Source organism: Ancylobacter sonchi (assembly GCF_018390695.1).
Lineage (GTDB): Bacteria > Pseudomonadota > Alphaproteobacteria > Rhizobiales > Xanthobacteraceae > Ancylobacter > Ancylobacter sonchi.
Genome location: NZ_JAHBGF010000003.1, coordinates 1 through 22,858 on the forward strand (window position 1 = coordinate 1; position 22,858 = coordinate 22,858).

39 protein-coding genes are annotated in these 22,858 nt (G+C 65.3%); 7 read left to right on the forward strand and 32 right to left on the reverse strand.

The features are described from left to right. Positions 1-262, forward strand: a 262-nt coding sequence (locus KHC28_RS00090; RefSeq protein WP_214006309.1) for a hypothetical protein, incomplete at its 5' end; no start/stop codon positions are given. A gap of 147 nt (positions 263-409) precedes the next feature. Here the strand turns inward: KHC28_RS00090 and KHC28_RS00095 are convergent. The 10 genes from KHC28_RS00095 to KHC28_RS00140 form a co-directional block, all read right to left on the reverse strand. After that, the gene (locus tag KHC28_RS00095; RefSeq protein ID WP_214006310.1) at positions 410-643 is read right to left on the reverse strand and encodes a hypothetical protein; all 234 of its coding nucleotides are present in this window, start codon (positions 641-643) and stop codon (positions 410-412) included. Further along, entirely contained in the window at positions 637-1,098 is a 462-nt protein-coding gene (locus KHC28_RS00100) for a hypothetical protein (RefSeq protein WP_214006311.1), read from the reverse strand. Before KHC28_RS00100 ends, KHC28_RS00095 begins: the two co-directional genes overlap by 7 nt. A gap of 6 nt (positions 1,099-1,104) precedes the next feature. Next, the gene (locus KHC28_RS00105; protein WP_214006312.1) at positions 1,105-1,626 is read right to left on the reverse strand and encodes a hypothetical protein; all 522 of its coding nucleotides are present in this window, start codon (positions 1,624-1,626) and stop codon (positions 1,105-1,107) included. 193 nt (positions 1,627-1,819) lie between these two features. Beyond that, entirely contained in the window at positions 1,820-2,011 is a 192-nt protein-coding gene (locus KHC28_RS00110) for a hypothetical protein (protein WP_214006313.1), read from the reverse strand. Between the two features lie 302 nt (positions 2,012-2,313). Further along, positions 2,314-2,565, reverse strand: coding sequence for a hypothetical protein (locus tag KHC28_RS00115; RefSeq protein WP_214006314.1), 252 nt, complete (start codon positions 2,563-2,565; stop codon positions 2,314-2,316). 5 nt (positions 2,566-2,570) lie between these two features. Continuing rightward, positions 2,571-4,079, reverse strand: coding sequence for a hypothetical protein (locus tag KHC28_RS00120; RefSeq protein WP_214006315.1), 1,509 nt, complete (start codon positions 4,077-4,079; stop codon positions 2,571-2,573). Next, positions 4,079-4,351, reverse strand: a complete 273-nt coding sequence (locus tag KHC28_RS00125; RefSeq protein WP_214006316.1) for a hypothetical protein — start codon at positions 4,349-4,351, stop codon at positions 4,079-4,081. Before KHC28_RS00125 ends, KHC28_RS00120 begins: the two co-directional genes overlap by 1 nt. Continuing rightward, positions 4,348-5,127 (reverse strand): hypothetical protein, encoded by a 780-nt coding sequence (locus KHC28_RS27140; protein WP_246564102.1) that lies wholly within the window; start codon positions 5,125-5,127, stop codon positions 4,348-4,350. The genes KHC28_RS00125 and KHC28_RS27140 overlap by 4 nt, the downstream gene beginning before the upstream one ends. Further along, positions 5,124-5,588 carry an ASCH domain-containing protein gene (locus KHC28_RS00135; protein ID WP_214006317.1) on the reverse strand — a complete coding sequence of 155 codons (465 nt, stop codon included), beginning with the start codon at positions 5,586-5,588 and terminating at the stop codon, positions 5,124-5,126. Before KHC28_RS00135 ends, KHC28_RS27140 begins: the two co-directional genes overlap by 4 nt. Next, complete coding sequence (locus tag KHC28_RS00140) at positions 5,585-7,684, reverse strand: DNA cytosine methyltransferase (protein ID WP_214006318.1); 2,100 nt, start codon at positions 7,682-7,684, stop codon at positions 5,585-5,587. The genes KHC28_RS00135 and KHC28_RS00140 overlap by 4 nt, the downstream gene beginning before the upstream one ends. Positions 7,685-7,689: 5 nt before the next feature. Here KHC28_RS00140 and KHC28_RS00145 point away from each other — a divergent pair, with 5 nt between their 5' ends. Continuing rightward, on the forward strand, positions 7,690-8,418 hold the full coding sequence (locus tag KHC28_RS00145; protein ID WP_214006319.1) for a hypothetical protein: 729 nt from the start codon (positions 7,690-7,692) through the stop codon (positions 8,416-8,418). Here KHC28_RS00145 and KHC28_RS00150 read toward each other — a convergent pair. From KHC28_RS00150 to KHC28_RS00250, 21 genes are all read right to left on the reverse strand, one after another. Then, on the reverse strand, positions 8,397-11,000 hold the full coding sequence (locus tag KHC28_RS00150) for a DNA methyltransferase (protein WP_214006320.1): 2,604 nt from the start codon (positions 10,998-11,000) through the stop codon (positions 8,397-8,399). The two genes, KHC28_RS00145 and KHC28_RS00150, sit on opposite strands and share 22 nt — an antisense overlap. Beyond that, positions 10,997-11,257, reverse strand: a complete 261-nt coding sequence (locus tag KHC28_RS00155; RefSeq protein ID WP_214006321.1) for a hypothetical protein — start codon at positions 11,255-11,257, stop codon at positions 10,997-10,999. Before KHC28_RS00155 ends, KHC28_RS00150 begins: the two co-directional genes overlap by 4 nt. Beyond that, positions 11,254-11,883, reverse strand: a complete 630-nt coding sequence (locus KHC28_RS00160) for a DUF1643 domain-containing protein (protein WP_214006322.1) — start codon at positions 11,881-11,883, stop codon at positions 11,254-11,256. Before KHC28_RS00160 ends, KHC28_RS00155 begins: the two co-directional genes overlap by 4 nt. A gap of 29 nt (positions 11,884-11,912) precedes the next feature. Further along, positions 11,913-12,677: an ASCH domain-containing protein gene (locus KHC28_RS00165; protein WP_214006323.1), complete on the reverse strand. Its 765-nt coding sequence runs from the start codon at positions 12,675-12,677 to the stop codon at positions 11,913-11,915. Further along, entirely contained in the window at positions 12,670-12,870 is a 201-nt protein-coding gene (locus KHC28_RS00170) for a molybdopterin-binding protein (protein ID WP_214006324.1), read from the reverse strand. Before KHC28_RS00170 ends, KHC28_RS00165 begins: the two co-directional genes overlap by 8 nt. Then, the gene (locus KHC28_RS00175; RefSeq protein ID WP_214006325.1) at positions 12,867-13,898 is read right to left on the reverse strand and encodes a hypothetical protein; all 1,032 of its coding nucleotides are present in this window, start codon (positions 13,896-13,898) and stop codon (positions 12,867-12,869) included. Before KHC28_RS00175 ends, KHC28_RS00170 begins: the two co-directional genes overlap by 4 nt. After that, positions 13,895-14,074 (reverse strand): hypothetical protein, encoded by a 180-nt coding sequence (locus KHC28_RS00180; protein WP_214006326.1) that lies wholly within the window; start codon positions 14,072-14,074, stop codon positions 13,895-13,897. Before KHC28_RS00180 ends, KHC28_RS00175 begins: the two co-directional genes overlap by 4 nt. Then, a complete protein-coding gene (locus KHC28_RS00185; RefSeq protein WP_214006327.1) occupies positions 14,071-14,448 on the reverse strand; it encodes a hypothetical protein in 378 nt (125 codons plus the stop codon). Before KHC28_RS00185 ends, KHC28_RS00180 begins: the two co-directional genes overlap by 4 nt. Then, complete coding sequence (locus KHC28_RS00190) at positions 14,441-15,013, reverse strand: sulfotransferase family protein (protein WP_214006328.1); 573 nt, start codon at positions 15,011-15,013, stop codon at positions 14,441-14,443. The genes KHC28_RS00185 and KHC28_RS00190 overlap by 8 nt, the downstream gene beginning before the upstream one ends. After that, positions 15,006-15,332, reverse strand: a complete 327-nt coding sequence (locus KHC28_RS00195) for a hypothetical protein (protein WP_214006329.1) — start codon at positions 15,330-15,332, stop codon at positions 15,006-15,008. Before KHC28_RS00195 ends, KHC28_RS00190 begins: the two co-directional genes overlap by 8 nt. Continuing rightward, the gene (locus KHC28_RS00200) at positions 15,325-15,705 is read right to left on the reverse strand and encodes a hypothetical protein (RefSeq protein WP_214006330.1); all 381 of its coding nucleotides are present in this window, start codon (positions 15,703-15,705) and stop codon (positions 15,325-15,327) included. Before KHC28_RS00200 ends, KHC28_RS00195 begins: the two co-directional genes overlap by 8 nt. Continuing rightward, the gene (locus KHC28_RS00205) at positions 15,698-15,916 is read right to left on the reverse strand and encodes a hypothetical protein (RefSeq protein WP_214006331.1); all 219 of its coding nucleotides are present in this window, start codon (positions 15,914-15,916) and stop codon (positions 15,698-15,700) included. The genes KHC28_RS00200 and KHC28_RS00205 overlap by 8 nt, the downstream gene beginning before the upstream one ends. Position 15,917: 1 nt before the next feature. Continuing rightward, complete coding sequence (locus tag KHC28_RS00210; protein ID WP_214006332.1) at positions 15,918-16,388, reverse strand: hypothetical protein; 471 nt, start codon at positions 16,386-16,388, stop codon at positions 15,918-15,920. A gap of 79 nt (positions 16,389-16,467) precedes the next feature. Further along, a complete protein-coding gene (locus KHC28_RS00215) occupies positions 16,468-16,893 on the reverse strand; it encodes a ProQ/FINO family protein (RefSeq protein ID WP_214006333.1) in 426 nt (141 codons plus the stop codon). Continuing rightward, positions 16,890-17,135: a ribbon-helix-helix domain-containing protein gene (locus KHC28_RS00220; protein ID WP_214006334.1), complete on the reverse strand. Its 246-nt coding sequence runs from the start codon at positions 17,133-17,135 to the stop codon at positions 16,890-16,892. Before KHC28_RS00220 ends, KHC28_RS00215 begins: the two co-directional genes overlap by 4 nt. Next, positions 17,132-17,518 (reverse strand): helix-turn-helix domain-containing protein, encoded by a 387-nt coding sequence (locus KHC28_RS00225; protein WP_214006335.1) that lies wholly within the window; start codon positions 17,516-17,518, stop codon positions 17,132-17,134. Before KHC28_RS00225 ends, KHC28_RS00220 begins: the two co-directional genes overlap by 4 nt. 23 nt (positions 17,519-17,541) lie before the next feature. Beyond that, positions 17,542-17,679, reverse strand: a complete 138-nt coding sequence (locus KHC28_RS00230; RefSeq protein ID WP_214006336.1) for a hypothetical protein — start codon at positions 17,677-17,679, stop codon at positions 17,542-17,544. Positions 17,680-17,773: 94 nt separating this feature from the next. Then, positions 17,774-18,037, reverse strand: coding sequence for a hypothetical protein (locus KHC28_RS00235; protein ID WP_214006337.1), 264 nt, complete (start codon positions 18,035-18,037; stop codon positions 17,774-17,776). After that, on the reverse strand, positions 18,037-18,546 hold the full coding sequence (locus tag KHC28_RS00240; RefSeq protein ID WP_214006338.1) for a hypothetical protein: 510 nt from the start codon (positions 18,544-18,546) through the stop codon (positions 18,037-18,039). Before KHC28_RS00240 ends, KHC28_RS00235 begins: the two co-directional genes overlap by 1 nt. A gap of 283 nt (positions 18,547-18,829) precedes the next feature. Beyond that, positions 18,830-19,519: a hypothetical protein gene (locus KHC28_RS00245; RefSeq protein ID WP_214006339.1), complete on the reverse strand. Its 690-nt coding sequence runs from the start codon at positions 19,517-19,519 to the stop codon at positions 18,830-18,832. Between the two features lie 369 nt (positions 19,520-19,888). After that, positions 19,889-20,482: a helix-turn-helix transcriptional regulator gene (locus tag KHC28_RS00250; RefSeq protein ID WP_214006340.1), complete on the reverse strand. Its 594-nt coding sequence runs from the start codon at positions 20,480-20,482 to the stop codon at positions 19,889-19,891. On the opposite strand from KHC28_RS00250, the gene KHC28_RS00255 reads away from it, so the two are divergent. Both KHC28_RS00255 and KHC28_RS00260 read left to right on the forward strand, forming a co-directional pair. Next, positions 20,481-20,693: a transcriptional regulator gene (locus KHC28_RS00255; RefSeq protein ID WP_214006341.1), complete on the forward strand. Its 213-nt coding sequence runs from the start codon at positions 20,481-20,483 to the stop codon at positions 20,691-20,693. The two genes, KHC28_RS00250 and KHC28_RS00255, sit on opposite strands and share 2 nt — an antisense overlap. Further along, complete coding sequence (locus KHC28_RS00260) at positions 20,690-20,989, forward strand: hypothetical protein (protein WP_214006342.1); 300 nt, start codon at positions 20,690-20,692, stop codon at positions 20,987-20,989. Before KHC28_RS00255 ends, KHC28_RS00260 begins: the two co-directional genes overlap by 4 nt. Positions 20,990-21,142: 153 nt before the next feature. Here the strand turns inward: KHC28_RS00260 and KHC28_RS00265 are convergent, their stop codons facing one another. Further along, the gene (locus KHC28_RS00265) at positions 21,143-21,421 is read right to left on the reverse strand and encodes a hypothetical protein (RefSeq protein WP_214006343.1); all 279 of its coding nucleotides are present in this window, start codon (positions 21,419-21,421) and stop codon (positions 21,143-21,145) included. A gap of 306 nt (positions 21,422-21,727) precedes the next feature. On the opposite strand from KHC28_RS00265, the gene KHC28_RS00270 reads away from it, so the two are divergent. The 3 genes from KHC28_RS00270 to KHC28_RS00280 all read left to right on the forward strand — a co-directional run bounded on the left by KHC28_RS00270 (position 21,728) and on the right by KHC28_RS00280 (position 22,856). Further along, complete coding sequence (locus KHC28_RS00270) at positions 21,728-22,099, forward strand: hypothetical protein (protein WP_214006344.1); 372 nt, start codon at positions 21,728-21,730, stop codon at positions 22,097-22,099. Continuing rightward, positions 22,096-22,494: a hypothetical protein gene (locus KHC28_RS00275; protein WP_214006345.1), complete on the forward strand. Its 399-nt coding sequence runs from the start codon at positions 22,096-22,098 to the stop codon at positions 22,492-22,494. The genes KHC28_RS00270 and KHC28_RS00275 overlap by 4 nt, the downstream gene beginning before the upstream one ends. Before the next feature lie 80 nt (positions 22,495-22,574). Continuing rightward, positions 22,575-22,856 carry a DUF2312 domain-containing protein gene (locus tag KHC28_RS00280; protein ID WP_214006346.1) on the forward strand — a complete coding sequence of 94 codons (282 nt, stop codon included), beginning with the start codon at positions 22,575-22,577 and terminating at the stop codon, positions 22,854-22,856. The last annotated feature ends 2 nt before the right edge of the window (positions 22,857-22,858 follow it).

Below are 22,858 nucleotides of genomic sequence, written 5' to 3' on the forward strand. Positions count from 1 at the left end.
CTTCGCGACAATCTCTTCAGGCTTATGCTTCTTCTGCGCCATGGCGCCATCCTCCAAAGGCCCGAAAGCCTACTTCACGGAGGACCACTTTCCAGGGAGCAGGCCAAAGGCCAGCAAACACAGGCCTGAGGCCAACATCAAGGCCAACAAAATCGTGAGATGCAGCGATATCGGGTTAGACGAATTGCGAGCCCGCGAGAGATTGCGCGGGCGGATTATCCAGCGATTTCAACCGCTAATGACGCCGGATGAGAGTGACTGAAATCACCTGAGAAGAAGGTGATGGCTCCCTGAGCAGGACTCGGCTCGGTTGGGTCACGATAAAATATAACGTAAAAACAATAGGTTGGCGGTGTTGGCTCGGGGCGCGTGGGCGGAAATGTACTCCATTTGTGCGCCATTTTGTGCATCATGCGGACTCAATTAATGCACGGATTCGCTCGGCTTCGGTACCCCTCCCTGTGCGGTTCCGATACAGGGACTCGAAAAAGACCAGCAGGGGGCGCAACTGCTCCCCGTGACGGTCGACGAGCTCGGCGGCCGCGATCAGACATTCCCGGATGACCGCGTCCGACGGATCGGGATCGATCCGCCGGCGGCGCCGCCATGTCGTGTGAATGGGAGAGGCGGGATCCGTCAGCATGCCGCGCGCCGAGCCTCTTCGACGATCGCCGTCAACCGTTCGACGATCTCGGCCTCGGCGACGCGGGCGTCGCGGAGCGCCACCGAGGCGGCAAAGAGGTTCGAGGCGACCACGAGCGGATTGATGCCGCGGTCCTCCCACCAACCTTCCTCGCCATGTCGATGCTGGGCATCGCGGCTGACGGTATGGAACCAGGCGCTGAGCGGAACCGCCCATTTGTCGTCGGGCTTGATGCTGATGCCGGTCACCGGCTTGTGGAACATGGCGCTAGCAAAGCGGATATGGGCGGCCTCGCCGGCGGGAGTTCGTCCGCTCACCAGGCAGGGCAACTGCCGAAGCAATGCCAGGTGGAGAGGATCCTCGAGGCGGCCGCGCTCGGGCGCCACGCGGCGCGCCTTCTTGGGCCGGTCGTTCTTCTGTCGAGGGGGGATTCCAGAGGAGATGCGGTGCGCCATGGCCCGTCACCACGCATACTTGGCGTTGGTATACGCCATCACGCGGCGATGGCTGGCGAGCTCCCCCTCTGTAAGAGGGCGGGCTTTTGGCCGAAACCCATCCGATGCAGTGGGAAACAGCGACCCGTCCTCACGGCGGTTCGCAATGCTGAGCAGCACGTCGCCAAGGCAGGGAATGCCGAGCTCCGGCCAGTCGGCGAGCACCCGTCCGCCCAAGCGGTGCTGGATCTCGTCTTCCGTGGGTGCCGCCGGCGGCTTCTGATCGAACCACCGTGAGGTGAAGGCGTCCCATATGAGGCCTTCGAAATAATCCCGTCCAATCCAGAGGCGATAGCCGTGCGCGAGCATGGCGTATCGGCTGTCGCGGTTGTCGATCAGCCTCTTCCAGCTGATGAGGAAGTCGACGAACGGATGGTCCAGCCAGAACGGCGGGCGCCACCGGCTGCCGCGATCGACGCGGACGGCGCCGGCCGGCACGACCGTACGGCCGTCGATTTTGGTAAGGCGAACGCGATGGGGGGCCGTCATTCGCAGCCTGCTTTCGCCGGAGGCTCGCCTTTGCGGGCTCGAATGGCTGCGGCGATCCGCTGTGCCATTTCGACCTGCGCGGCCATGATCGGGCCCATCGGCGTGTCGTCGCCCGGACCCTGATCGTATTGGTCGGCTTCCTGAGCCGCCTCCTCCAGCGCCGCCCGCCGCACCGCCTCTGCGTCGGTGGGTGCTACCGGCTCGGCTGAGCTCGCGCTGCCAGCATCCGCCCGTAGTCCTCCACCGACAACGTGACCTTCGTCACCCATTCCGGCAGCGGCGATGTCGGCGGAACTTGAACTTGTTCCGCTCGGTCCCAGCCGTTCGAAATGATCCCCGTGCCCTCCGGCAGTTCCGGGTCCATGTCGAACTGGATGTTGCGCATCGGAGGGCTCCTGCTGACGAGAATTGGAGTGTAGCACGGGCTGGGCGGCAGGCGCGGGGGCTGCGGCGGGTGACGCCCCTTCTCCGAACAGTTCGCTGCTGAGGCATGGGAACCCTTCGACCCCGCAATCGTAAGGTCCGGCCAAGTCGATATGGCAGCGCTCGCAGATTGCTGCGTCAGTGCGAGCGGCGGCGACCATTGCGCAATAGATAGCCTCCACACCCTCGTGCGTCAGGAACGAGCAGGCTCGTGAACCAGCCACCACCTGATGGTGCTCCGGATCGACCGGGACCTGTTTCCACTTACCGCCTTTCATCGGGGCAATCCTGCTCTTGGGTGGCGAGGGCTTGGCGGCCGGATTCGGTAATCCAGACCTGACCGTTGTTGCGGTCCCAGCCTCGACGGAACGGGGCATCTCCGAAGCTATTCGTCACGAGCCCGCGCTTGCGCAAGGCCTCGCATGTCGCTGTGCCAAGCACCCATGCAGAGAAATAGCCGTCTCGACCTCGAACCATGTCGAGTACTTGGAATTGGGCTTCCGAGAGCTTCGCCATCTCGCTCACCCCCTGCCCAATGCCGCGCTGCGCCGGTCGTCCCAATCGCGCAAAACCTGTCGGGCGGTGGCCTGTTCGTGCGCGTGGTAGCGTTTCACGGTGTTGCTCACGATGTTCGCCAGCTGGGCGCCGATGTGCTCCCGGACGTCCCGCTCGGCCGCCGCCTTCGTAGCGCGCGCGAGATATTCCTCAGCCCGGTCGACCATCTCGTTGCCGGCTTGTCGTTCGGTGACGCGCCACAAAGGGCTGTCGCAGTTGGGGCATTTATCGCCGGGCTGATCGCGAGCCGTTACCGACCCGTCGCAGGCGTTCAGATTGGCTTGGAGCAGAGAGAAATTGCACCGTGCGCAGCGCCACAGGCCCGGCACGTAGACCTGCCGCTCCAACTCCGCGATCCGCGCATCCTTCCGCACCACGTCGGCGTCGGCCTTGGCGGCGCGGGCTTCGGCGGCTTTGGAATTGACCATCTCCGCCCTCACGCCGACGAGCGCGCCTTCGACGAAGGATTGATGCATTGCACTGGTGATGTGAGCCTTGAACCGCTTCATCAAATCGTCGTTCGCCCACTTGGCGAAGACCGATGTGACCGCGTTGTTCATGCGCTTGATTGGCTCCATTGCGAGCCATGTTTCGGCGAGAGCGTCAAAACCATCGACGCCATGACGTTCTACAACGTGAGACCAGTTCACAGCCTCGTCCCGCTCGGCCTCCAATTCGGCGATGCGGGCGGCGTCGGCTTCGCGCTGGCTGTTAATCTGTTTGGCGAAATTGTCGGCGGCGCCGAAGGTCTCGAAGTCTGCGCAGTAATTGTTGATCACGATGCGCCAGATAGGGTCGGCCGGCTCTTCGATGCCTGTCGACATGTCCACGCACTCGACGCGCTCAACTTCCACCAGCCCGCCCGCCTCGCCTGCCGGCTGCTGTTCAAGCGACTTTTCGCGCATCTCAGGCGGGAACGCACCGACCTCGAAAGGCGCGTCGGGATCGCCGCCACACCTCTTGATCAGTTCGCGCGACGATATCGGCTGCTGGGAGGGCGCGGGGGTGGCGGGCCTCAGACGATCCGGCTCGCCGCTCTCTTCGACCGACCAGCGCTCGGCGTAGCCGCGAGCGATGAGGATGTTCGCATCCTCTTCAGACACGATCAGATTGCAGTCCTCCGGCGGGGTGGCGGAGAGGGCGGACAGGACTTCCTCGATCCTTGCTTGAGCGACATGGGCGAGGCGGATCGGCGCGCCGAACGGGTCGGCCTTGTAGAAGGCATCGACCATCTCTTTACGCCAGTCGATGTCGGCCAACTCCCGCACCTTCACCGCCCCCGGCGCCTGCGCGGCAAGGGTTGCGGCCATGGCGCGGGCGCCAAGTAGCGCGAGCTTTACAGCTGAGAAATTGTCGTAATCCCCGTTGAGAACGGCTTCGACATGAGAGGGGGATGTCCAATACGGATCGGTTGCCACAGCCTCCCTTGCGACCTTCACGGCATCGATTGCGGGCGCGTTGGAAGGGGTGCTCATCACAGCCACCTCGTCTTGTGGGGGAAGGGACCGGGATGGGGCGCGCGCCCAGCGCGCAGATTGCGCTGACACAGCTTGCAATCGCCCTCGGTGCCGTACCAGCCTCGAAAGATGCTGAGACGCTCGCCGTCGCTACGGTTCCAGCCGTATCCGCACATGGGCAGCAGATCGCCGCCGCCGGTTTCCGCATAAGTGTGGCTGAGAGCGCGCTCGTCGTTTCGACATTGGCCGGAGCGATAGGCGGTGATGCTCGGATGGGTGCCATGGCTCATGATGTGGCGTCCGGATCGAGGCCGATGCGCCGGCACAGAATGCAGGCGAAGGTGCTGCCGAGGCCAAAGACGTCCTTGGCCAAATCCCAGTTGGCTCTGGTCCGCCGCTCCCGCACCGGCAGACGGAAGCGAGCGCCGGCCATGATGACGCGCCAGCGCCCGGGCTCAGCCATTGCCGCATCGAAGCGAGTCTCTACGCTCTGGGCGACCGGCCGTGCCGATCCGGCCGGCTGCTGGGGGGCCGCGGAGGTGGCGTCCAAGTCCTTCGCCATCTCCTCAAGATCGCGCGCAGACCAGTGCTCCCATACGACGCCGAGCCCGCCGCACTCACGGCAGCCGGCCCCGACCTCACAGCCGAACGCCTTGCTGCGGGGGTAGTGCCCTGTTGATGCACCCTCGTTCGTTTCGTGGCAGCCGGTGCAGGGCTTCCACCCGCACGCCGCGCCGTCTGCGCCTTCTTCTTCGATCACTTGCGCAATTCGCGCAGCGTCGAACCCCGGATCGTCCTCCCGCGCCCCATTGGCGTTGTCCAATGAGGGGGCGCCGACGGAGATCATCACCGGCGGGTGTCCGTCGCCGAGCACGCGAAGCAGGACGGGCGCGCCGGCATTGAGGCGGGCGAGTTCATCCGGCGTTGGCTCCCAAGCCGTCACCATGCTCGGCGTCTCGGGACCGTTGACGGTGCAGACGATCATCTCGTCGCGGATCGGCAGGCCGAGGTAGCCTTGGCTCTTGCCCAGCACGCGTGTGGCGCCCTCGATGTGCTTGATGATCATGGCTGGCCCGCCCAGTTCCAGAAGCCCTGCGCGCCCTTCGCCGGCACCGGCGGCGCGAGGGGCTCGATCTTCGAGACCGGCCATGCCCAGTTGCAGTGATTGTCCCGGTCGCTGTCGTTGATGACGCCGCCGAATTCGCCAACGATCTCCCAGGACCGGACCGGCGTGCCGAGCTCGACGGTGCACAGCACATGCGAGAGCGGCAGGGCGCCCGGGGACAGCTTCACCCGCTCGAGGAAGTCGAGCGCCTCCGGCTTGAGGCAGGTCGTCCAGGCCTGCGGCCCCTTCAGCCGCATGATGAGGTCGGCGACCTCTGACACCTTCAACGGGCGAGCGCCGGCATGGATGGCGATGCGCTGGCCGCGCAGGTTTACCGGCGCCGGCCAGCCGCGGAACTCGTAGGGCTTCCAGCCATGGAGGATCAGGCTCGCCCATGGCTGCCAGATGGTGAGCGCTTTCACGACAGCTCTCCTTCGATGTTCGGGATATCGACGGACAGGGCGACGGTGAGCGGCTGAACCCAGATCGGATCGGCGGAGAGCATGAAGCTCTCGCCGGCCCAGGCGAGCAGCAGAGTGCGGCCCATCACGGAGGCGATGGCCGCCGCGGCGTCAGGCGGCACGGCGTTGCCGATGCGCTCGCGCCATGCTGAATCTGACCGGCCTTCCAGGGTGAAAAGCGTCTCGGGATCAACGAGGCTCTGAAGGGCGGCGAGCTCGAGCGTCGTGAACGGCCGGTGCCAGGTTCCATCGAGCGCGCGGATGATCGCGACGAGGTTGGTGCTCGCCTCCGGCAGGGCCTCGATCGCCGCGAGAGCGGTTTCCGGCTCCCGAGGATCCGCGACGGACCAGTTGCCGTTGTTGTTCTTGGCGAAGGCCGGCACCGCGCCGCTGGACTGATCCCAGCCGGTGACGCCATAGTGCCCGCCGGTCAGATATTCGGTGCGGTCCTCGCGGCTCAACGCCGCTGGCCGGGGATCGGCGACGCAAAGCGCGCCGCCGCTCGGGTGCGTCCCGACCGTGACCGTCTTGCCCGGTTCTTCCCACTGGTGGACCTGCAGGATGTTGTGGTGCGTCGACGGGCCGAAGCCGGGGCGAGGATCCGCGACGCAAAGGGCACCCGAGCCCACGCGATCCGAGCCGATGACCGCCTTCGACGGATCATCCCAGTCCTGCACCGCCATCTTGTTCTGGTGAGCGGCGTCCGGCCAGCCGGTGCGGGGATCGGCGACCGCGAAGGCGCCGTTGCCGGTAGTCGACGCACTGATGACGACGCCCGACGCCTCGTCCATGCGGGTCACGCGGTATTTTGTCTGCTTGTAGTCGTCGCGGTCGGATGGCCGCGGATCCGCCACGGCCAGCCCGCCGGCAGGGCCGCCCGGGCCGGCGACTGCGGGAGAGTGGTCGCCGAAGCCGACGATGCGGAAGGTGTTGTTGAAGCGGGGCGTGCCCTCGAGCCGAGGATCCGAGACGGCGAACCCGCCCTGGCCGGGCGACTTCACATTGATCACGGCGCCGGTCGGCAGCGCCCAATCCCGGACGCCGAAGTTGCCATACTGCAGGGCACCGTCCGGCGCGCGAGGATCCGCGACGGCGAACGTCCCGTTGGTCGGGCTGCCACGCCCGGTCACGGTGCCGCTGTGCCGGTTCCACGGCTGGACGCCGAGGACGCCCGCCTGCCATCCGGTATCGGGCGCGATGCCATAGTCGCGCAGCACTCCGTCGGCGATCGCCAGCCGGTTCAGCGACCGCCAGTCCGAGCCGGCCTCAACGAAGGCGAGGCGCACCCACGTCTTCCACTGCAGCGACGGGATGCGATGCATCGGGCCACCGCGCTCCTCATCACCGGGAAGCGGAAGCTTTTCGAGGATCTCGCCGACGCCGCGCAGCCGGCGCTTTGGCGGTTCGTAGAGGAAGGGCGGCACCTTCTTGGCGTGCCGGGCGACCATCAAGAAGCGCTTCCGGCTCTGCCCGAGCCCGCCGATCACCCCGCAGTCGTGCGTCGTCTCGGCGACGACATAGCCATAGCTGCGCAGCAGCGCGATGAGCTGATCGACGAAATGCCGGCCGCGCGTGGCGATGCGCGGCACGTTCTCGAAGATGAAGAACTCCGGCGGATCGTCCTTCCATGCCTCGAGTGCGAGCCAGAGGCCGCGGAAACTAAGGCTGTTGAGCGCTTTGTACTTCTTGGTGAGGCTCTTGGTCTCCGACAGCAGGCCGGAGAAGCCCTTGCACGGGAAGGAGGCGAACACAATGTGCGGCCGCTCGCCATGGGCGGCACGCCGCATGTCGTCCGTTGTGGCTTCGCGCCAGTCCGCCGGCGGCGGCCGATCGTGGAAGTCGATATACTGCTCGGTGCTGAACAGGTTGAGCACGGTGCCCTGCACGCCGGCGGCGCGGGTGAAATCCCGGATCGCCGCCGCGTCGCTGTCGACGCCGCCGATGCAGCGGAAGCGGGCATTCATCATGCCGACGCGCGCACGGCCGCGGTTGAAGCCCTTGGCTCCGCCGCCGAGGCCGCAGCAGATGTGGAAGTGGCGGATTTCGACGTCGCTCATGCTGCATGCCTCTCGACAACCTGAGGGCGACCGTGCAGCCTCGCGGTATGTGGAAACCAAAACTGAATGGCAGTTTGGGCGCGCTTGGCGCCGGCGTGGCCTTGGGGGTGTGTCTCGGCCTTGTTTTGCTCGCAACGCTTTTCGACGATGCGGCCAAATGGGTTGAAGCCAGCGAAGCGCGGGCCGCTTGGCTCGGATTTTGGGGCGGGTTTTCGGGAGGGTTGATGACGCTCGTTGCTGCGGCCGTGGCGTGGATAAGTGTTGAGCGGCAGATCGAAGACGGGCGGCGAGCCTCTAACGAGCAGAGGCGTCATGCCGGACGGATTCAGCGGGGATTTGCGTCCCACCTCAAGCAAACCGCAGAAGAAATTGCGGCAGCTACGCGGCCGATTGCAATAGACATGATTTTCAACGGTGAAACTGTGTCTGCGTTGCGCGAAGCCCTTAAGGCCATGACAGTTTTGCCGGCTCTGTCGCCGAATTGGCGTGACGTTGAGGTTACTTTTTCCGTTAGTCCGTATGAAGTTATACCCGCGTTGCGCGCTTGTATCGTTACGGACGAACAGCTGCAAAACGTGATGCGTGAAAATTTCAGCCCTACGGGCCGAATTTTTAGCGTTACAGACGTGGAGAAGTTGCATTCCGCGGCTTCGATGGCTGCCGCCGCAGCGGGTTTGGCATTGGCGCATTATCATGATGCATCGGACGTCTTTCACTCCGCCGCCTCCGGCTGATCGCCAGCGGCGAGGAAGTCGAACAGCGACGGCGTCGCCTTCTCCCGCTCCTTCGCCTCCAGGTGCTTGATACCGTCGACGAAGTATTCCGGGTGGAGCTCGACGGCGCGGCCGCGGCGCCCGAAATGCATGGCGCGATAGGGCACGGTGAACAGCCCGCCGAAGGGATCGAAGACGAGCTCGCCCGGGGCGGAGAAACGATTGATGCACCGATCGACGACGTCGAATTGCAGCGGGCAGACATGGAGCTCCCGGCCGGCTGACGCCTGCATGGTGTTGAGCGTGCGCATGCGATCGACGTCGTGCCAGACGTCCGGCCGGGTGCTGGCCGGCCAGAGCGCCATGAAGGTCGCCGGCAGGACGCCGCGATAGTCCAGCTGCTCGCCGATCCGGACGTGCGTCTCGTAGTCGTAGACGGTCTCCAAGCTGAAGCGCTTGAACACCTTGCCGATGACGTCCGGATCCATGGCGGCGATCTCGTCGGCGGTGGCCAGCCGGTTGCCGCTGGAGCGCCAGCGGCCGTGGGCATCGGTCTGCCAGCGAGCCCTGCTATAGCCCGTGCCAGGCACCGGCCGGCCCTTGTCGTCGAACTCGACGATGCGGCCGTCGAGCATCTCGACGCGGGGCATTTCCTTCGTCACACGCTCGTCGGCATAGGAGCGTGACCGATCGGTCGGGAGCTTGCGGAACACCAGCAGATATTCCGGGCAGCCGAAGCCCATCTTGGTGCTGTCCTTGGAATTCTCCGTCCAGCCAAGCCGATAGGTCTGGTTGTTCTCGCGCACCACGTCGGTGTCGATCGTGACCATGCCCATGTAGGCGAAGCCGCGATGCATGAAGTGGAGGGTGGTCTTCATGTGGAAGGGGTTCACCGTCGGCGTGCCAGCGCCGGTGACAGAGCCGAACAGGATCCGGTCCTTCACGTGGACGCAGCATTCCCGGCCGGGCTTCAGGATCCGGAGGAGCTCCGGCGTCAGGAAGTCCATCTGCTCGAAGAAATGCGCGTCGTCCTCGGTGTGGCCGAAGTCGTCATAGGTCGGCGTGTATTCGTAGTGGTTGCTGAAGGGGATCGACGTGACGATGAGGTCGACGCTGTCGGCCTGCATGCCGCGGCATTCCTCGACGCAGTCGTTGTTGGCCACGATCCAGCCTTCGCCGCTGGCCTCGATGCGCTGCACGCCAATGGAGCGCTTCAGCACGTCGGCCATGCCGGCCTGGCTGAGGCCGTATTTGCGGATGATCTCGCTCATGCGCGCCGCCATCTCCTCGTGGCGCGCCCATTTCGCCTCGAGGTCGCGGCGCGCCGGTCGCATGCTCTCGGGATAGATGACGTCGATCTCGACCTCGAAGGGCTGACCGAACCGCTGGATGCGATGGATCGCCTGGATGAAGTCGTTGAACTTGTGTCCGACGCCGAGAAACACCGCCTTGTGGCAATGCCGCTGCATGTTGCAGCCCGAGCCGAGCATGATCGGCTTGGCGGCGAGGTGGCGGATTCCGCCGTCGCAGAACTCCATGATCAGCGGCTCGCGCTCGTCGATCGGCTGCGTGCCGTAGATGGAGACGACGCCGGGCAGCGCTTTCTCGATCGCGCGGCGCTCGTCTTCGAGGTCGTGCCAGATGACGCGGTGGCTGTCCGGATCGGCGGCGACGAGCTCCTGCAGGCGGGCGATCGACGCCGGCAGCGCGGCGCGCCGCTCGCGCGCCTCCTCATTGAGGCCCTTCGCCTCCGGCCGGATCAGCGCCATCTGCCCGTCGCGATCGGCGTTGGCGCCGATCAGCTGCACCGGCACCTCGTGCCAGCGGACTTTCAGCGGCGGCAGGTCGTAGCCGTCATCGGAAAAGCCGAGGTCCGAGGGCTTTTGCAGGAACACCGCCCAGGTCGATACCCAGATCCAGAACTCATGCTCCTTGTGCGGATAGAGCGTGAGGTCGCCGGCCTTCTCCGAATTGCGCTGGAAGAAGCGCGTCAGCGCCTGGCCGGTGTCCATCACGCCGAGGAAGCCGGCATAGTGGATTAGTTCCTTGAAGCGGTTGGGTGACGGCGTGGCGGTGGCGACGAAGCGGAATCGGACCTTGTCGAACAGGGCAAGGAACGTCTGGAAGGTCTTCGAGCCGAAGCTGCGCAGCACCGACGCCTCGTCCAGGCTGGCGATGTCGAACAGGTTCGGGTCGAGCTTCCCCTCGCGGATCGTCTCGTAGTTCGTCAGGTAGATGTGCCCGTCGCCATCCATCTCCTCCGCCGAGCGGATGAATTTCAGGCTGACGCCGTAGGCGCCGTGGAAGCGCTCGCGAGCCTCACGGAAGAATTCCTGCCGCACGCCGAGCGGCAGAACGATCAGCGCCCGGCCGCCGGTGCGGGCCATCAGCAGCCGGCAGGCCTCGATCTGCGTCGCCGTTTTGTGCAGGCCGAACGACGCGAAGATGGCGCGGCGGCCGCCGGCTACGGCCCATTGCACGATCGCCCGGGTGAAGTCCTTGAGCTCGGGATTGATGGCCGCCAGCGGCACCGTGATGCCCGTCGACGGCGCCACCTTCATCTTGGCTTCGAGGAACTGGCGATAGGAGAGGGGCGCGTTCATCGCGATGCGCCCCGCGCGTCTGCGAGCAGACGGTCACGCTCGGCATGAACCCGGCCGAGTTTTTCATTGAGGTCGCGGAGACGCGAAAGGCGGTCAAGGTGGCCCCTGAGAGCGGTGAAGAGCAGACCCGCAGCGTCCGCGCTGAGGTCGCAAACGGTGATGTGTTCGTCCATGGATCCGACGCTCGTCCGAACCGTCAGGCGGATGCCGGGTTCGGGGCCATCAAGAAGCGTCGCGACCGAGATCTCGGTGCTCATGCTGCGTCCTCGCCGAAGGAAATCGTGCCGGGATTGGGGAAGGGGATCGGGCGGGCATCGTTCGCGATGCGGTGCTTGCCGCGCGCCATCGGGTGGATCGGTGCGCCGCTTTTCGTCCGGCCGAGGCACCAGAGCGTCAGCGTCTCCTGGCGCGGGCCGTCCGGATTGTTGATGGTGTCGAACAGGCTCTCGATCCAGCCATCGGTCTCGGCGCCGAGGGCGCCACCCGGGCTGCCCCATGCGACCATGGCGGCATCGGCGAGCACCAACCCGGTGGCGATCCGGTCATGGTTGGACCAGATCTGATCACGGACGCTCCAGTCCTGCCGCTCGTCCCAGCCGATCACCGTGCGGGCGAGCTCCCGCGGCGATGGCGTCCGCCAAGGATAGATGTTGAAGACGGTCAGGCCTTCGAAGCCCCACATCCAGGAGAAGTGAATGATCCGCAGTAAGGTCGGATCGTTCACCGATCCGTCGGCGGTCGACGGATTCAGCATGATCCAGGTGAGCCAGCGTTCCGGGTGTTCCCATGCCGTGGCGGTCCACCACCGGGCGAGCTCGTGGCGCATGCCGGGCTCCGCCCACTCGTGCATCTTCACGAACAACGGTGCGCCGTCGGTGCGCATGGCGGGATTGGAAAGGCGATAGTGAATGCTCAAGCCGCCCTCTCCATCGCATCGATGTTCTGGTGGTGGACGGTGAAGGTGAACGCGACGACCCACGGATTGGCGCCGAAGATGCCGTCTCCCTTTTGGTTCCACAGTGGGTCGTGAAGCGCATTGATGAAGGAGGCGAAAGCCATGCGCGCGCTGCCGAGCGAGATGTCGGCCTCGGTCAAGGCGCGACCGTCTCTGGCCCACCTGCTGGGCGAGCCGACCGGCGACCAGTCCATCGACCATCCGTCATGGCGGCTCATAAACCCGCTACAGTTCGGCCGGCGCGTGGCTCCTTCTGCCCGAGCGTCCTCCTCGCTGATATCCTGAAGCCGCTGCACGCGGACGTCGGTGACGATCAGCGTCAGACGGGAGGCCCAGCGGGGCATGTGCCTGCCAGCTCGCTGGCGCCCGAGCCACTCGAAGCTCGTCTCATCGGCTTCATAGGAGATGATGGAGCAGCGCGAGTGATCGAGAAGATCGCGGGGAGCGATATCGTCGTGATCGCGGTGCGTCCGCCATGCCTCCCGCACCCAGAGGCGATCACCGGCGGCGATCGAGAGACGCCCCGCGCTGGTCTGCCGCTGATCGTCGACCGTCCGCTGGATCAGCGACCGAGCTTTGCCATATCCCTTGTAGGGGCCGAACTCGATCGCCTCAGCCCATGCGGCGGGCTGCGGGTTCAGCACCCGTCGCGTCTGCGTCTTGGTGCCGGAGAGGAGTGCCCGCACCATCGGCGCGGAGAAGTACTTGCCATGGTCAGCCATGCGCGAGCTCCCGCCGCGCTTCGACATACGCGTTGTCGAGCTCGGCCTTCGCCTCGGCACTGCCGGTCGGCTGATCCGGATCGGCGATGCTGGCGAGCCGGAGATAGCGGGCCTCGATCCGCTCGACGGACAGCTGCTCGCCGGCGGGCCATTCGAGCACCTCGCGCCAGGTGCGTGGCGTGGGCGCGCTCATGCCGCGTCCTCTGCGCTCGCGAAATCCTCGCGCTGGCCGTCGGGTCCGATGGCATGGAGGTGGTGCGGCACGCGCCGTACCTCGCGCCGCGCTTCGGCGCGCGTGTAACGGCCGGCGCTCACCTCATCGCTGGTGTAGCCGCAATAGTTCGGGGCGTAGTAGGTCCCGTGCTTCCGGGACCAGATGCGATAGATCGGCTCATCGCCGAACAGGATTCCGATCAACAGGGCGGCGCGCGGGGCGTCCTTGCGCCGGATGGCGCTGGCGAGTTCCCGCTCCAGCCGGACACGTCGGGCGCGGCCATTCCGCTTGCGACGGACGTCCTCCGGGCAATCAACGTAGATTTCAAAGGAGCCCTGGTTGAGCAGCGTGTGGGGGCCGGCGACCACCCACCACATGTTGTTGATGTTGTAGAAGACGGTGCCGCGGATCAGCCGGCCCTTGGCATCCGTCGTCCAGACGGTGGCGCCGTGCTCGAGCATGAAGCCGTCGGCGGACTTTCGGTTGTAGTCGGCAGTCGGGACCGGGCGGCCCAGTTTTTTGTCCGAGTGCCAGCTTTCGGCGTAACCCTGCTCGATGAATTCGAGGGCGGTGATCCGGCCTGTCGATGGCATCGGGCGCGACCGGCTCACCGTGACGTCGGCGCGAGCCTCCAGCCAGCGGATGATGGCGCGCTCTTCGACCTCGAGCCGCAGCCTGTCGATGTAGTCGAGCCGCCCGCGCTTATTGTAGTCGCGCCGATGGCCGTTGGGGTTGTCCTTTGGCCATGTCTCCGTCCAGCATTCGAATTCGATGTGCCGCCCGTTGACCTGCAGCGAAGCGATGAGGCGGCCTTTCCGCGCTAGGCGACGCGACGGCCGGAGGCTGCGATAGTGGCAGGCCGGATCCTCGCCGACCGTCCAGCCCCGCCGCCAGAGCAGGCCGCGGATGCCGGCGAAGATCTCTGTCTTGAAGGTCGGATCGTTGGGATCGTCCTGCCAGATGCCGATAGTGGTGTCGTGCAGGCGCACGTCGAGCTTGCGCGTCATGGCCGGATGCCTCTCTTGAGCTTGTAGACGCGGAAAAGCGCGCCAGTGGCGACGAACAGAGCGACATCGCCCGTCGTGAAGTTCAGCCAGCCGAAAGCGTCGCAGAGGAGAAGACCTCCGCAGGCGATGAGGACGTCCAACAGGGTTTCGGCCGCGGCCAGAATGTGCGCCTTCATGACGGCTCCTCGTCGGTGTCGTCGTCTGCGCTGTCGGTGATGACGACAGCGAGCACCAATCGATCGCCGAGGAAGTGGTTGACCGGGATGCACAGGATGGCTTCCCGGCTTGGCGTGAAATGCTCGAGCGCGTAGGTGGCGGCGATCAGTCGATCATCGGGCACCAGGTTGATCGAATAGCCGCCGCCCTTCGCCTTGGCCGCCTCAATAGCGGCGACGTTCTCACGCTCAACCGCGGCTTTCGCCTCGATCATTTCCAGCAGGGTCACGCCAGCGAGCGAGCCGAGCGGCTGCTCGATGCCGATCGTCACGAGACTGCGGGCGTTGATCGCCGCGACGATTTCATGGGCGCGGGCAATGTCCATGTCAGCCATTGAGCGCCTCCCGCAGAAGCCGGGCTTCCAGCATCATGTCGGGCAGGCATTCCGGCCCGCGCCGGCGCACCGTCGCCGCGGCGCGCACCACGTCGAAGTTGCCGAGGAAGTCGCGGATGCGCTTCGCCTCGACGAGAGGCTGGGCGAGGATCTGCTCGAAGGACATCGGGAGGATCGGGCCGCATGCCGCAACGATCTTTCGGGCGCGGATGCTGTCGGTGCGCAACGTTGCCGCTACGGCCCGCACCGCCCGGCGTGACGTCGGCGCGCTGCAGAGCTTCAGCTGCGACTTCGCCTGTTCGGTGAAATCCCGGTCGAGCCAGATCGATATGGCGCGCGTGCCGGCCGGCGCGATCGAGACGGTCGGATCGAGCCATTTCACCGCCTTGCCGCGCAACGGAGCGAGCGCTTCGGCGGTCACCTTCCCGGCGACCATCGGTGTGAACGTCTCGTAGTCGGGCGCCACGTCGCCGACCGGGAAGCCGCCTCGGTCGAGCATGGTCATCACCATGGTGGTGCCACACCGGCCGAGGCCGGCGACGAAGATGTTGACCGGATCAGCCATGCCCCTGCACCTCCGGGAAGGGGGGAGCCGGCTGGGCGGTATTGTAGGAAACCGCGGTCCTGCGGATCAGGCCGATGGCCCTTTCGATGAGAGCTGTCTGCTCGGCCTCAGAGAGAGTAGCGGGGTGAGGCAACCCCTCGATTGCCGCGAGCGACCCGGCGGTCATGCGGGCCCACATCGCGGCGATTTCAACCAGGCCGGCCAATAGCGCCGTGGGCGGGAGACCAAGCGAAGCTATGGTCTGCACTTGCTCATGGAACTGGGGCCTCATGGCATCGAGCATGTGGGACAGCTCTGCTGAGATCTGATCGTCATCCATGGCGGGCCTCCGCGAGTGCGAGGCGGGCCGTCAGCACCGCAACGACGAGGGCGCGGGCCGGCGTCGTCGACACGGCGTGCGCTTCGTCGAGACGGTCGCAATGATCGGGATGTACGCGGTTGAGGTGAGCCCAGCCGGGATCCTGCGAGCCGTGGCCGGTGCGCCAGAACCATGCCGGCAGCAGCGCCTCCTTGAAGGCGACCGCGTAGCTCAGCTGGAAGTCGATATGCTCGTCGCCGGCGACCGTCGCCTGCTGGCCGAAGAAGGCGGCCTCCTGGCCGAAGGCTTCGAGCGCAACCGGATCGACGCCGCTGATCTGACCGCCGGCCTTGATGCTCTCGATGAAATGCCAGAGCGTGGAAGCGTCAGCCACGGGCGCCTCCCATCGCCGGCAGGCCGGCGCAGATGTCGTCGGAGGCGCGCCGGCTGCGCGCGGCGCTGGCGGCGTCGTGCCGGTGGTGGGCGATCTCCCGCTCGTCGTAGCCGGCTTCCAGGAGGAAGATGGCGGTGGCTCGCTCGTCGGCGAGATCGACATTCGAACGGGCGAGGGTGACGGCCATGGCGTCGACGGTGTCACGTGCCATGTCAGACGCCTCCCGGCACGTAGATGCAGATGGTCTTTGCGGACGGGACACCGCCATAGGAGCAACGGTGCATGGCTCCGTCGCCGCTCGGCTTCACCCGCGGATCGGAATAGGGGATCGTCTCGCCGCTGGCCGGCACATGAAGGCCGTTGGGCGTGATTTCGATGTCGCCAGCCAATGCCGGATGGCAATCGAACGAGGCGCAACAGCTGTAGTCGTATGACCACCCGCTCGGCGCCTCATGCGCGAAGCCGATGGACACGCCGGCAACCACGCCGGCCGCCGTCAGGATCGCCAGCCCGATTCCGACGCCGACCAGGTGGACGTTATCGCCATGCGGCTCGGCATAAGGATCACGGTCGGCCGGGAAGTCGTCCTGCCCGAGCGAGCGCCGGCCCAGCCAGAAGGCCAGCGGGACGGCGGTGCTGAGCGTGGCGCAAGTGCCGATGAGGAAAGCGGTGGTGGGGCTCATTCAGATCGCCCCCGCCTTGATGCCGCTCCAAAGGATGACGGCGTAGACGAACAGGCCGAGGGCGCCGAGCGCCGCGGTCTCATGCAGCACGGTCTTGATCATCGACGTTGTCCCTTGAGATGCGGCGCGACTTGCCGCGAAGCCGGCGCTGCGCGTCGGCGGCCTGTTCGGCGCTCACCTTGCCGTCCGGCCAGCCGTCGAGGCCGATCCGGTCGGCGCCCTCGCGCATGGCGGCGAGATAGGTGCCGCCGGTGGTGTAGTCGCGGAGGGCGAGGAAGAGGCGGCGGCCGCCGATATCCGGCGCCGCGGCCTTGATGTCGTTGTAGATGCCGATCTTGAGCGGCAGCTTGGGCTCGCCCTTCGGCATGAAGCAGCGCGGGAAGCGCTCGGCGAGGATGTCGCGCACCACCATGGCACGCTTCCGATCGCGCTTGCGCTGCGCGCGCCGGCGGCGCTCCAGCACGGCGGGATCCTGAACGACGGGGGAGGGCGCGGTTTCGCTCATCGCGCCCCGCCCTTGCGAAAGTGCGCCAGCACCTGCATCCGGATGGCCGACGACAGGTTGGTGTTCTCGCGCTTCGCGTCGATCTCGGCGACCAGGTCGGAAAGCGTCCGCTTCGCGCCGGCGGCGATCTCCTTGATCGCCTCCCAGAACGGATCCTCCAGCGAGACGCTCGTCTTGTGCCCGCCGATGACGATGGAGCGTTTCACGACCGCGCTCCCGGTCGATGAGGTTCCCGCGGTCATTCCGCGGCCTCGGCGGGCTGGAAGGCCTTGGCGATGGCGTGGAGGGTCCGCAGCGTGCTGGCGCGGGCGTTGAGCGGCATCGACATCACCATGCGCGCGCATTCCAGCGCGTGCCGATCCGTGATGCAGGTGAGCGACGGCTCGCTGCTCTCGCCGAGCCCCTCCAGCAGTTGTGCCGGTGTGGTACCCAGCTCGCGCGAAATCGGGATCAGCGTGCTTGAGGCGACGCGATTGGTACCGCGCTCGTATTTCTGGATTTGCTGGTAGGAGATGCCGAGGCGTTCGGCCAAGGTCTCCATACTTAAGCCCGCCTGCATGCGAGCGGAGCGCAGGCGGCGCCCGATCTCGATGTCCAACAGGCGGGTGCTTTCGATGCGAGACATGGAAGGCTCCTGTTCAGCCGGCCTCAGGGCGCGGCGGTGACGTAGGCGTGGATGGCGAGGCCGGCCCGAATGACGCCGATCACCAGCAGGCCGAGCCAGAACAGCTCGGTGCGGCGGATGGACCGCTTCGCGTCGGGGGAGAGGTCGCTGTGTCTGGTCATGGCGATGTCCAGAAAGAAGGAGCGGCCGGGCCCAGTTGGCTCATGCTGGGAGGAATGCGGGCCCGGCCGGGCGGGTGGGGAGAACCGCCGGAGCTCAAAAGGGAATGTCGGGATCCTCGAACGCCGCACATGCCGCGGTGAGGAGCGGAAAGCGCGGGGTGACATCGATCGGCACCGTCACGACCGTGCGGTGAACGCTCATGCTCACGGTCTGGAGCACGAAGAATTCGATGTCGGGAAGGGACTTGGCGAGGCGCTTCGCCTCGGTGTCGGCGCTCTCGAAGGACTTGTGCCGGACGGTCGGCGCGCGCTGGCCGACGCCGTAGACCATCCAGAAGGGGGAGGGCTGACCAGCCATCACGCAGCCCTCGCCTGCATCGCAAGGCGGGTCGTATCGACCTTGTACCCGCGGTGCCAGTTCGTAGCGTAGCGCGCGGCGAGCTCGGCCAGCTCCAGCGTGGGCTTGTCGCCATGGATGTCGAGCCGCATGTGTTCGGTCTCGCCGCGGCGCTTGCCCCAACGGTGTTCGACGCGTCGGGTGAGGACGATCCGTTCGGAGACGCCGGCGGGAACGCCAAAGGCTCGCAGGCGCCGGCCCAGCAGGACATCCTTGGCGGCTGTGAACCTGACATCGCGCCGCGCATGCGCCGCGGCGGAAGCGATCTTCACGAGGATCAGCGGGGCCGCGCCGCCGCCGATCAGAAACTCACCATCGCGGCTGAGCTCGTCGATGGCGTGGTCGCGGTCGTCTCGCTCAGGGAAGGCAGCGGCGATGGTGCTCTGCGCGTAGGGCAGCGGGCGTCCATCGTCATAGAGGTCGACCAGCGTGTCGCCGTCGACGTGGAAGTGGCCGGGAAGGCGCGGCATGTCGCTCTCCATCCAGACGACGGCCGCCCGCTCCGGGTGGCTCTAGGTGGGGGGACGCCAGGGCTGGCTTCCGGAGCGGGCATCGCCGCGTCGTGCTGCGATGGAGATATGAAAGCAAATCTTTCAATCTGACGCAAGCGAAATGAAAGTAAAACTGTCATTGGTGTGCGTGGGCAGGCGAAGCGCCACCCGAGCGGCTGCCACGAAGCAGCCTTGGTTGGAGCCCGGCTCCTCTAACTCGGCCCCCTAGGCGGCCTCTTTGCAAGCTATCGGCGGTGTGTCGCTATTTGTTCGAGGACGGAGCGACCGTCATGCGGATAACATGCACGTCACCGCCGAACGGGATTCTTACCTGGTAATCATGCGGGTTAGCCCAGCCGCCGCGTCGATCGAGATCGACCACCACCATGCCGCCAACGCATTCGCCCGGCATTACAGTGTTGTCGGCCAGCATGGTGTTCTCATACATCGCTACATCTACCGCGCCGCGTGCGAGCGCGCCGGCGGCAGCGATATTGGCCGACGCCGTCGCGCTTGCATCCACGATGTTGTTGGCGGCCGGAGTGCTGTAGGTCGGCGAGTTTATCTGGACCAGCGCGGCCGAAGTGGCCGCGCCGACCGCTGCGGCCAAGATGGCGTCGGTCCGTGCCTCTTGCTGCAATTGGGCACGGTTCCATACCTTAAGTGGCGCTCCGTCTCCACCGGAAGCCGTGATGTCGCCATACCGAAACGTGATCGGTGTCGGCGAGCGATTACACAGCAGCGCTATCAACGTCGGGCGTTCCGCGGGCCCCGCGGGTTTCTTCATCACCATCGCGACCTCGGTATGGCCTTTGTTTGAAACAAGCCCTGGCCGGCCGTTACGTACCAACTCCGACTGTCCCGCAGTCGGCGAAAAGGTCGTCGTTTGTGTCGTCACGCATCCGGCGAGTGCTAGCCCGATGCCGATGATCACGATTGTCTGATTGAGCATGTTCACCCCCAAGCCGTGCCTGCCTTACCCAGCTGTATTTCAATCGGGCACTGTCGTTTCGTCAAACAGTGCAAGCAGCTGGCGGTCGTTCGTTTCGGCGGGAGTGCGGCCTTGCCGCGTCGAAATTTTGTTCTTGATTTGTTCCAATCCAAGAGTCATCGTGAATGAAGCATCAAAGAGAAGTTCCGGAAAGGCATGTCTATACATGCAAAGCGGAATTATGCATGGAGTGGTCGCAGATATGGCAAGTGATGAGTATGCCTTGCGTCAAATGGCGGCGCGCATCGCGGCAATCTTGCCACAGGATCGAGGGCAGGCTGTTCGTGTGTTGCGCCTATCCGAAGAGTTTATGACGGATTTTCTTCTGGATCAGGCTGAACGGCGGCCTCGTTTGGCAGAAATCAGCACTCTGGTCAGGACTTCCGGCGAACCGGCCAACACATAGGTGGCTGGAAGGCCGGTCGCGATGGCAATCCGGTTCGCCGCGATATCGCTAATGCCGTCGGTGCCACCGACGATAGATGCCCACTCATCATCATCGACCCGGAGGAAGCTCTGCAGATCTATGTCGTAGGCTTGCTCGATTAGTGCGACACGTCGCCCAGCGGCCTCGCTGTCGATACCAACATACTGTGATAGTTCATCTGTGGACGGTAGCTCGGGACTTGTGTCAGCGCGACCGTCAGGACTGTTCCCCGACAGCCAGTCCAAGGACCGACCAAACCGGTCAGCAATGGAGAGCAAATTCTCCGTCTTTATGCCTTTGTCGTGTTCCCAATTTCCGACGGCGCCGCGGCTAACGCCGAGTTGTTTGGCGAACTCAGCCTGACTAAGGCCGGCCTCCTTCCGGATAGCTAAAATGCGATTCCCGACGGTCATATGTGAAAGATCGCCTTTCGGTGCTTTCAAATCACCGACAGAAATGCTTGCCATTAGATGAAAGTTATGCTTTCGATTGCGCATGAGTGATGCACTGTCGATAGCGAAAGAGAGAGCCGGCGGAGCCGTTGGTTTGGCCCGGCCGCTCGGCATTTCGTCCCAGGCTGTGTCGCAATGGCGGCGAGCTCCCGCGAAGCATGTGCTCAACATCGAGCGCGTGACAGGGGTGTCGCGCCACGACCTTCGGCCCGATCTCTATCCACGCGAGCCCTCCCAGCAGGGAGCCGCGTCGTGAACCTCGCCTCGTTTCTCGCCGACCTCGCCACCGGCGCCACGCTCTGGGCCGGCGGCGCCTTCGCGCTGTCGACGGTTCGTAAGCGCCGGGCGAGCCGGCGCAGGCAGCTGATCCCCGCCAGTCGGTTCATGCTGGTTCCGCGGGACGGCAGGCCGCGCATTGAGATCAGCTTCGATCAGGAGATCTCGCTCACCCTATCCGGTCGCGGCTCGCATGCCCCTCAACCACAGACGGAACCGTCGCCGACGGCTAGCGATCTCCGCCGTCTGGCAAATAGCTCCATTCGGCGACGGTGATCAGCACGATGGCGCACACTCCCGACCCCAAGCGGCCCCGCAAGACGGTTCCTCTGTCGGCCTTTCCTAAGCTGCCACCGCTGCAGGTGTCTTTTCAGTCGCCAGTGAAGGTCGACTTCGAAGAAGCCATCAGGTCCCTCAGGAGCATGAAGCTCAACCGCCGTCATTTCGGATTGCCTGAGAGACCGCTGAAATGATGTCGGTAACGCGAATTGCCGCGAGCTCTCGGACTGTTTGTCGGTCACTGATGCCGACGCCGTTGATGGGTACGTGGGGCAGGATATCTTGTCCGTATTGTTCGATTTTCCGGAGTATGTCGTCCTTTTCATCGACCGAGACCGGTATCGCCTTCAGAAAGAGCTGCAGGGCCATTACGAGCACGGCCGAGGTCGCCGTCTGTTCGGCAAGAAGTCCAAGTTCTATCCGGGTCATGTTTCATCTCCGTGCGGGGCGTTCGTGCGGTGGTGAATGGGGATGGACGGTTCCAGCCGTCCATCCTCGCCATTCTGCCAGCACCCGCGGTGGCAGCCGCCGGTGCTTGAAGGCTTTCCCCATATTCATTCCGACCGGTCTTTCGTCCCGGCCACCTCTGGCGCCCGTCCCCGCTGTCAATGTCGATGGTCGGGCGCCGATCCTTCATTCCCGTCGGTCTCCTCTGTCCATGCCGTCCGTGCTCCCCGTGCTCCACACAAATGGAGCACGGACTGCATGGCAGATTCATCCATCGGCGATGGACAAATGATCCATCTCAAGCCCCTTCGTGACGAAGAGTACGCCGCGGCGCTGGTCATCCGCCTCGAGAAGTCCGAGGCCGAGCGCACGGGGCTGCCAGTCTCCGAGGTCCGCCCCATCGTTGCCCGGCGGATCGGCCTCGCCGTCGGCACGCTGGAGAACATCCGGCGCCGGCGCATCAAGGCGATCAAATCCCATGTCTACAGAACGCTCCTGGCGGCCGCCGACCGGTGGCTCTGTGCCGAAATCGCCATGCTCGAGCACGAGCGAACTGTCATTGCGGCACAAGCTCGCGACGGCTCGACACGCGACCTGGCGGAGGTGGATGCGCACATTGCGGCGGCTCGTGCCGCGCTGGGCACGGAGGCGCGCCGATGAGTAAGCGCGGCCGCTATGCCAGCCACAACGGTCGTCGCGAATGGACGGTCGACATGGACACTACGCTTCGCGCGCAGATCGCCCGTTCGATCGCCTTCGCCGACGTCGCCGACGAGATGACCGCCCGGTATGGCCGCCGCATCTCGGAAGAGGCGGTGCGGTATCGCGCTGAAGACCTCGGCATCATCCCGGTTGCAACCGGCCGTGGGACAGAGGCCGTCGACTGCCGCGTCAGCGGCCTCGACCATCTGCTCATCGCCCTTCGCACATCCCATAGAACGCCGCCGGCCGACGCGCGGCCCGGGGTCCTTGATCGCATTCGCTTCGACTGGCGCCGGCACATGGCTGGTCCGTCGGGAGCGGGATCGCCGGCCGCCTCCTGTCTGGAAGGCTGACCGGGCTCATTCACGCCGGCGGCCGCCGCGGCTCCCGGACATTTCATCGGCATAGGCCGCGCGCGGCCCGGAGAGAACGCATGTCCGACATTCCGAATGATCAGCCGCTTTCCGACGCCGCCGCCGGCTTTGCCAAGGAGCAGCTGAAATCCTTCATCGAGCGCATCGAGCGCCTTGAGGAGGAGAAGGCGACCATCTCCGAGGATATCAAGGACGTGTTCGCCGAGGCCAAGGGCACAGGATTCGACGTGAAGGCGCTGCGCGAGATCCTCAGGATCCGCAAGCAGGATGCCGATCAGCTCGCCGAGCACGACGCGATCGTCGACCTCTATCGGCAGGCGCTGGGCATGGTGGGCGGCTAGTC

Excerpts from the sequence above, each read along its gene's own strand:
- KHC28_RS00160 (WP_214006322.1), bottom strand. The coding sequence starts at position 11,883 with ATGCGCACCGACGGCGCACCGTTGTTCGTGAAGATGCACGAGTGGGCG.
- KHC28_RS00165 (WP_214006323.1), bottom strand. The coding sequence starts at position 12,677 with ATGGCTGACCATGGCAAGTACTTCTCCGCGCCGATGGTGCGGGCACTC.
- KHC28_RS00145 (WP_214006319.1), top strand. The coding sequence starts at position 7,690 with ATGCCTCTCGACAACCTGAGGGCGACCGTGCAGCCTCGCGGTATGTGG.
- KHC28_RS00235 (WP_214006337.1), bottom strand. The coding sequence starts at position 18,037 with ATGGCTGGTCAGCCCTCCCCCTTCTGGATGGTCTACGGCGTCGGCCAG.
- KHC28_RS00115 (WP_214006314.1), bottom strand. The coding sequence starts at position 2,565 with ATGGCGAAGCTCTCGGAAGCCCAATTCCAAGTACTCGACATGGTTCGA.
- KHC28_RS00220 (WP_214006334.1), bottom strand. The coding sequence starts at position 17,135 with ATGACCGCGGGAACCTCATCGACCGGGAGCGCGGTCGTGAAACGCTCC.
- KHC28_RS00230 (WP_214006336.1), bottom strand. The coding sequence starts at position 17,679 with ATGACCAGACACAGCGACCTCTCCCCCGACGCGAAGCGGTCCATCCGC.
- KHC28_RS00110 (WP_214006313.1), bottom strand. The coding sequence starts at position 2,011 with ATGCGCAACATCCAGTTCGACATGGACCCGGAACTGCCGGAGGGCACG.
- KHC28_RS00210 (WP_214006332.1), bottom strand. The coding sequence starts at position 16,388 with ATGAGCCCCACCACCGCTTTCCTCATCGGCACTTGCGCCACGCTCAGC.
- KHC28_RS00100 (WP_214006311.1), bottom strand. The coding sequence starts at position 1,098 with ATGGCGCACCGCATCTCCTCTGGAATCCCCCCTCGACAGAAGAACGAC.
- KHC28_RS00120 (WP_214006315.1), bottom strand. The coding sequence starts at position 4,079 with ATGAGCACCCCTTCCAACGCGCCCGCAATCGATGCCGTGAAGGTCGCA.
- KHC28_RS00270 (WP_214006344.1), top strand. The coding sequence starts at position 21,728 with ATGATCCATCTCAAGCCCCTTCGTGACGAAGAGTACGCCGCGGCGCTG.
- KHC28_RS00190 (WP_214006328.1), bottom strand. The coding sequence starts at position 15,013 with ATGGCTGATCCGGTCAACATCTTCGTCGCCGGCCTCGGCCGGTGTGGC.
- KHC28_RS00095 (WP_214006310.1), bottom strand. The coding sequence starts at position 643 with ATGCTGACGGATCCCGCCTCTCCCATTCACACGACATGGCGGCGCCGC.
- KHC28_RS00255 (WP_214006341.1), top strand. The coding sequence starts at position 20,481 with ATGAGTGATGCACTGTCGATAGCGAAAGAGAGAGCCGGCGGAGCCGTT.
- KHC28_RS00205 (WP_214006331.1), bottom strand. The coding sequence starts at position 15,916 with ATGGCACGTGACACCGTCGACGCCATGGCCGTCACCCTCGCCCGTTCG.
- KHC28_RS27140 (WP_246564102.1), bottom strand. The coding sequence starts at position 5,127 with ATGATCATCAAGCACATCGAGGGCGCCACACGCGTGCTGGGCAAGAGC.
- KHC28_RS00175 (WP_214006325.1), bottom strand. The coding sequence starts at position 13,898 with ATGACGCGCAAGCTCGACGTGCGCCTGCACGACACCACTATCGGCATC.
- KHC28_RS00155 (WP_214006321.1), bottom strand. The coding sequence starts at position 11,257 with ATGAGCACCGAGATCTCGGTCGCGACGCTTCTTGATGGCCCCGAACCC.
- KHC28_RS00245 (WP_214006339.1), bottom strand. The coding sequence starts at position 19,519 with ATGCTCAATCAGACAATCGTGATCATCGGCATCGGGCTAGCACTCGCC.
- KHC28_RS00215 (WP_214006333.1), bottom strand. The coding sequence starts at position 16,893 with ATGAGCGAAACCGCGCCCTCCCCCGTCGTTCAGGATCCCGCCGTGCTG.
- KHC28_RS00140 (WP_214006318.1), bottom strand. The coding sequence starts at position 7,684 with ATGAGCGACGTCGAAATCCGCCACTTCCACATCTGCTGCGGCCTCGGC.
- KHC28_RS00280 (WP_214006346.1), top strand. The coding sequence starts at position 22,575 with ATGTCCGACATTCCGAATGATCAGCCGCTTTCCGACGCCGCCGCCGGC.
- KHC28_RS00170 (WP_214006324.1), bottom strand. The coding sequence starts at position 12,870 with ATGAGCGCGCCCACGCCACGCACCTGGCGCGAGGTGCTCGAATGGCCC.
- KHC28_RS00185 (WP_214006327.1), bottom strand. The coding sequence starts at position 14,448 with ATGGCTGACATGGACATTGCCCGCGCCCATGAAATCGTCGCGGCGATC.
- KHC28_RS00150 (WP_214006320.1), bottom strand. The coding sequence starts at position 11,000 with ATGAACGCGCCCCTCTCCTATCGCCAGTTCCTCGAAGCCAAGATGAAG.
- KHC28_RS00275 (WP_214006345.1), top strand. The coding sequence starts at position 22,096 with ATGAGTAAGCGCGGCCGCTATGCCAGCCACAACGGTCGTCGCGAATGG.
- KHC28_RS00125 (WP_214006316.1), bottom strand. The coding sequence starts at position 4,351 with ATGAGCCATGGCACCCATCCGAGCATCACCGCCTATCGCTCCGGCCAA.
- KHC28_RS00195 (WP_214006329.1), bottom strand. The coding sequence starts at position 15,332 with ATGGATGACGATCAGATCTCAGCAGAGCTGTCCCACATGCTCGATGCC.
- KHC28_RS00105 (WP_214006312.1), bottom strand. The coding sequence starts at position 1,626 with ATGACGGCCCCCCATCGCGTTCGCCTTACCAAAATCGACGGCCGTACG.
- KHC28_RS00265 (WP_214006343.1), bottom strand. The coding sequence starts at position 21,421 with ATGACCCGGATAGAACTTGGACTTCTTGCCGAACAGACGGCGACCTCG.
- KHC28_RS00225 (WP_214006335.1), bottom strand. The coding sequence starts at position 17,518 with ATGTCTCGCATCGAAAGCACCCGCCTGTTGGACATCGAGATCGGGCGC.
- KHC28_RS00250 (WP_214006340.1), bottom strand. The coding sequence starts at position 20,482 with ATGCGCAATCGAAAGCATAACTTTCATCTAATGGCAAGCATTTCTGTC.
- KHC28_RS00240 (WP_214006338.1), bottom strand. The coding sequence starts at position 18,546 with ATGCCGCGCCTTCCCGGCCACTTCCACGTCGACGGCGACACGCTGGTC.
- KHC28_RS00180 (WP_214006326.1), bottom strand. The coding sequence starts at position 14,074 with ATGAAGGCGCACATTCTGGCCGCGGCCGAAACCCTGTTGGACGTCCTC.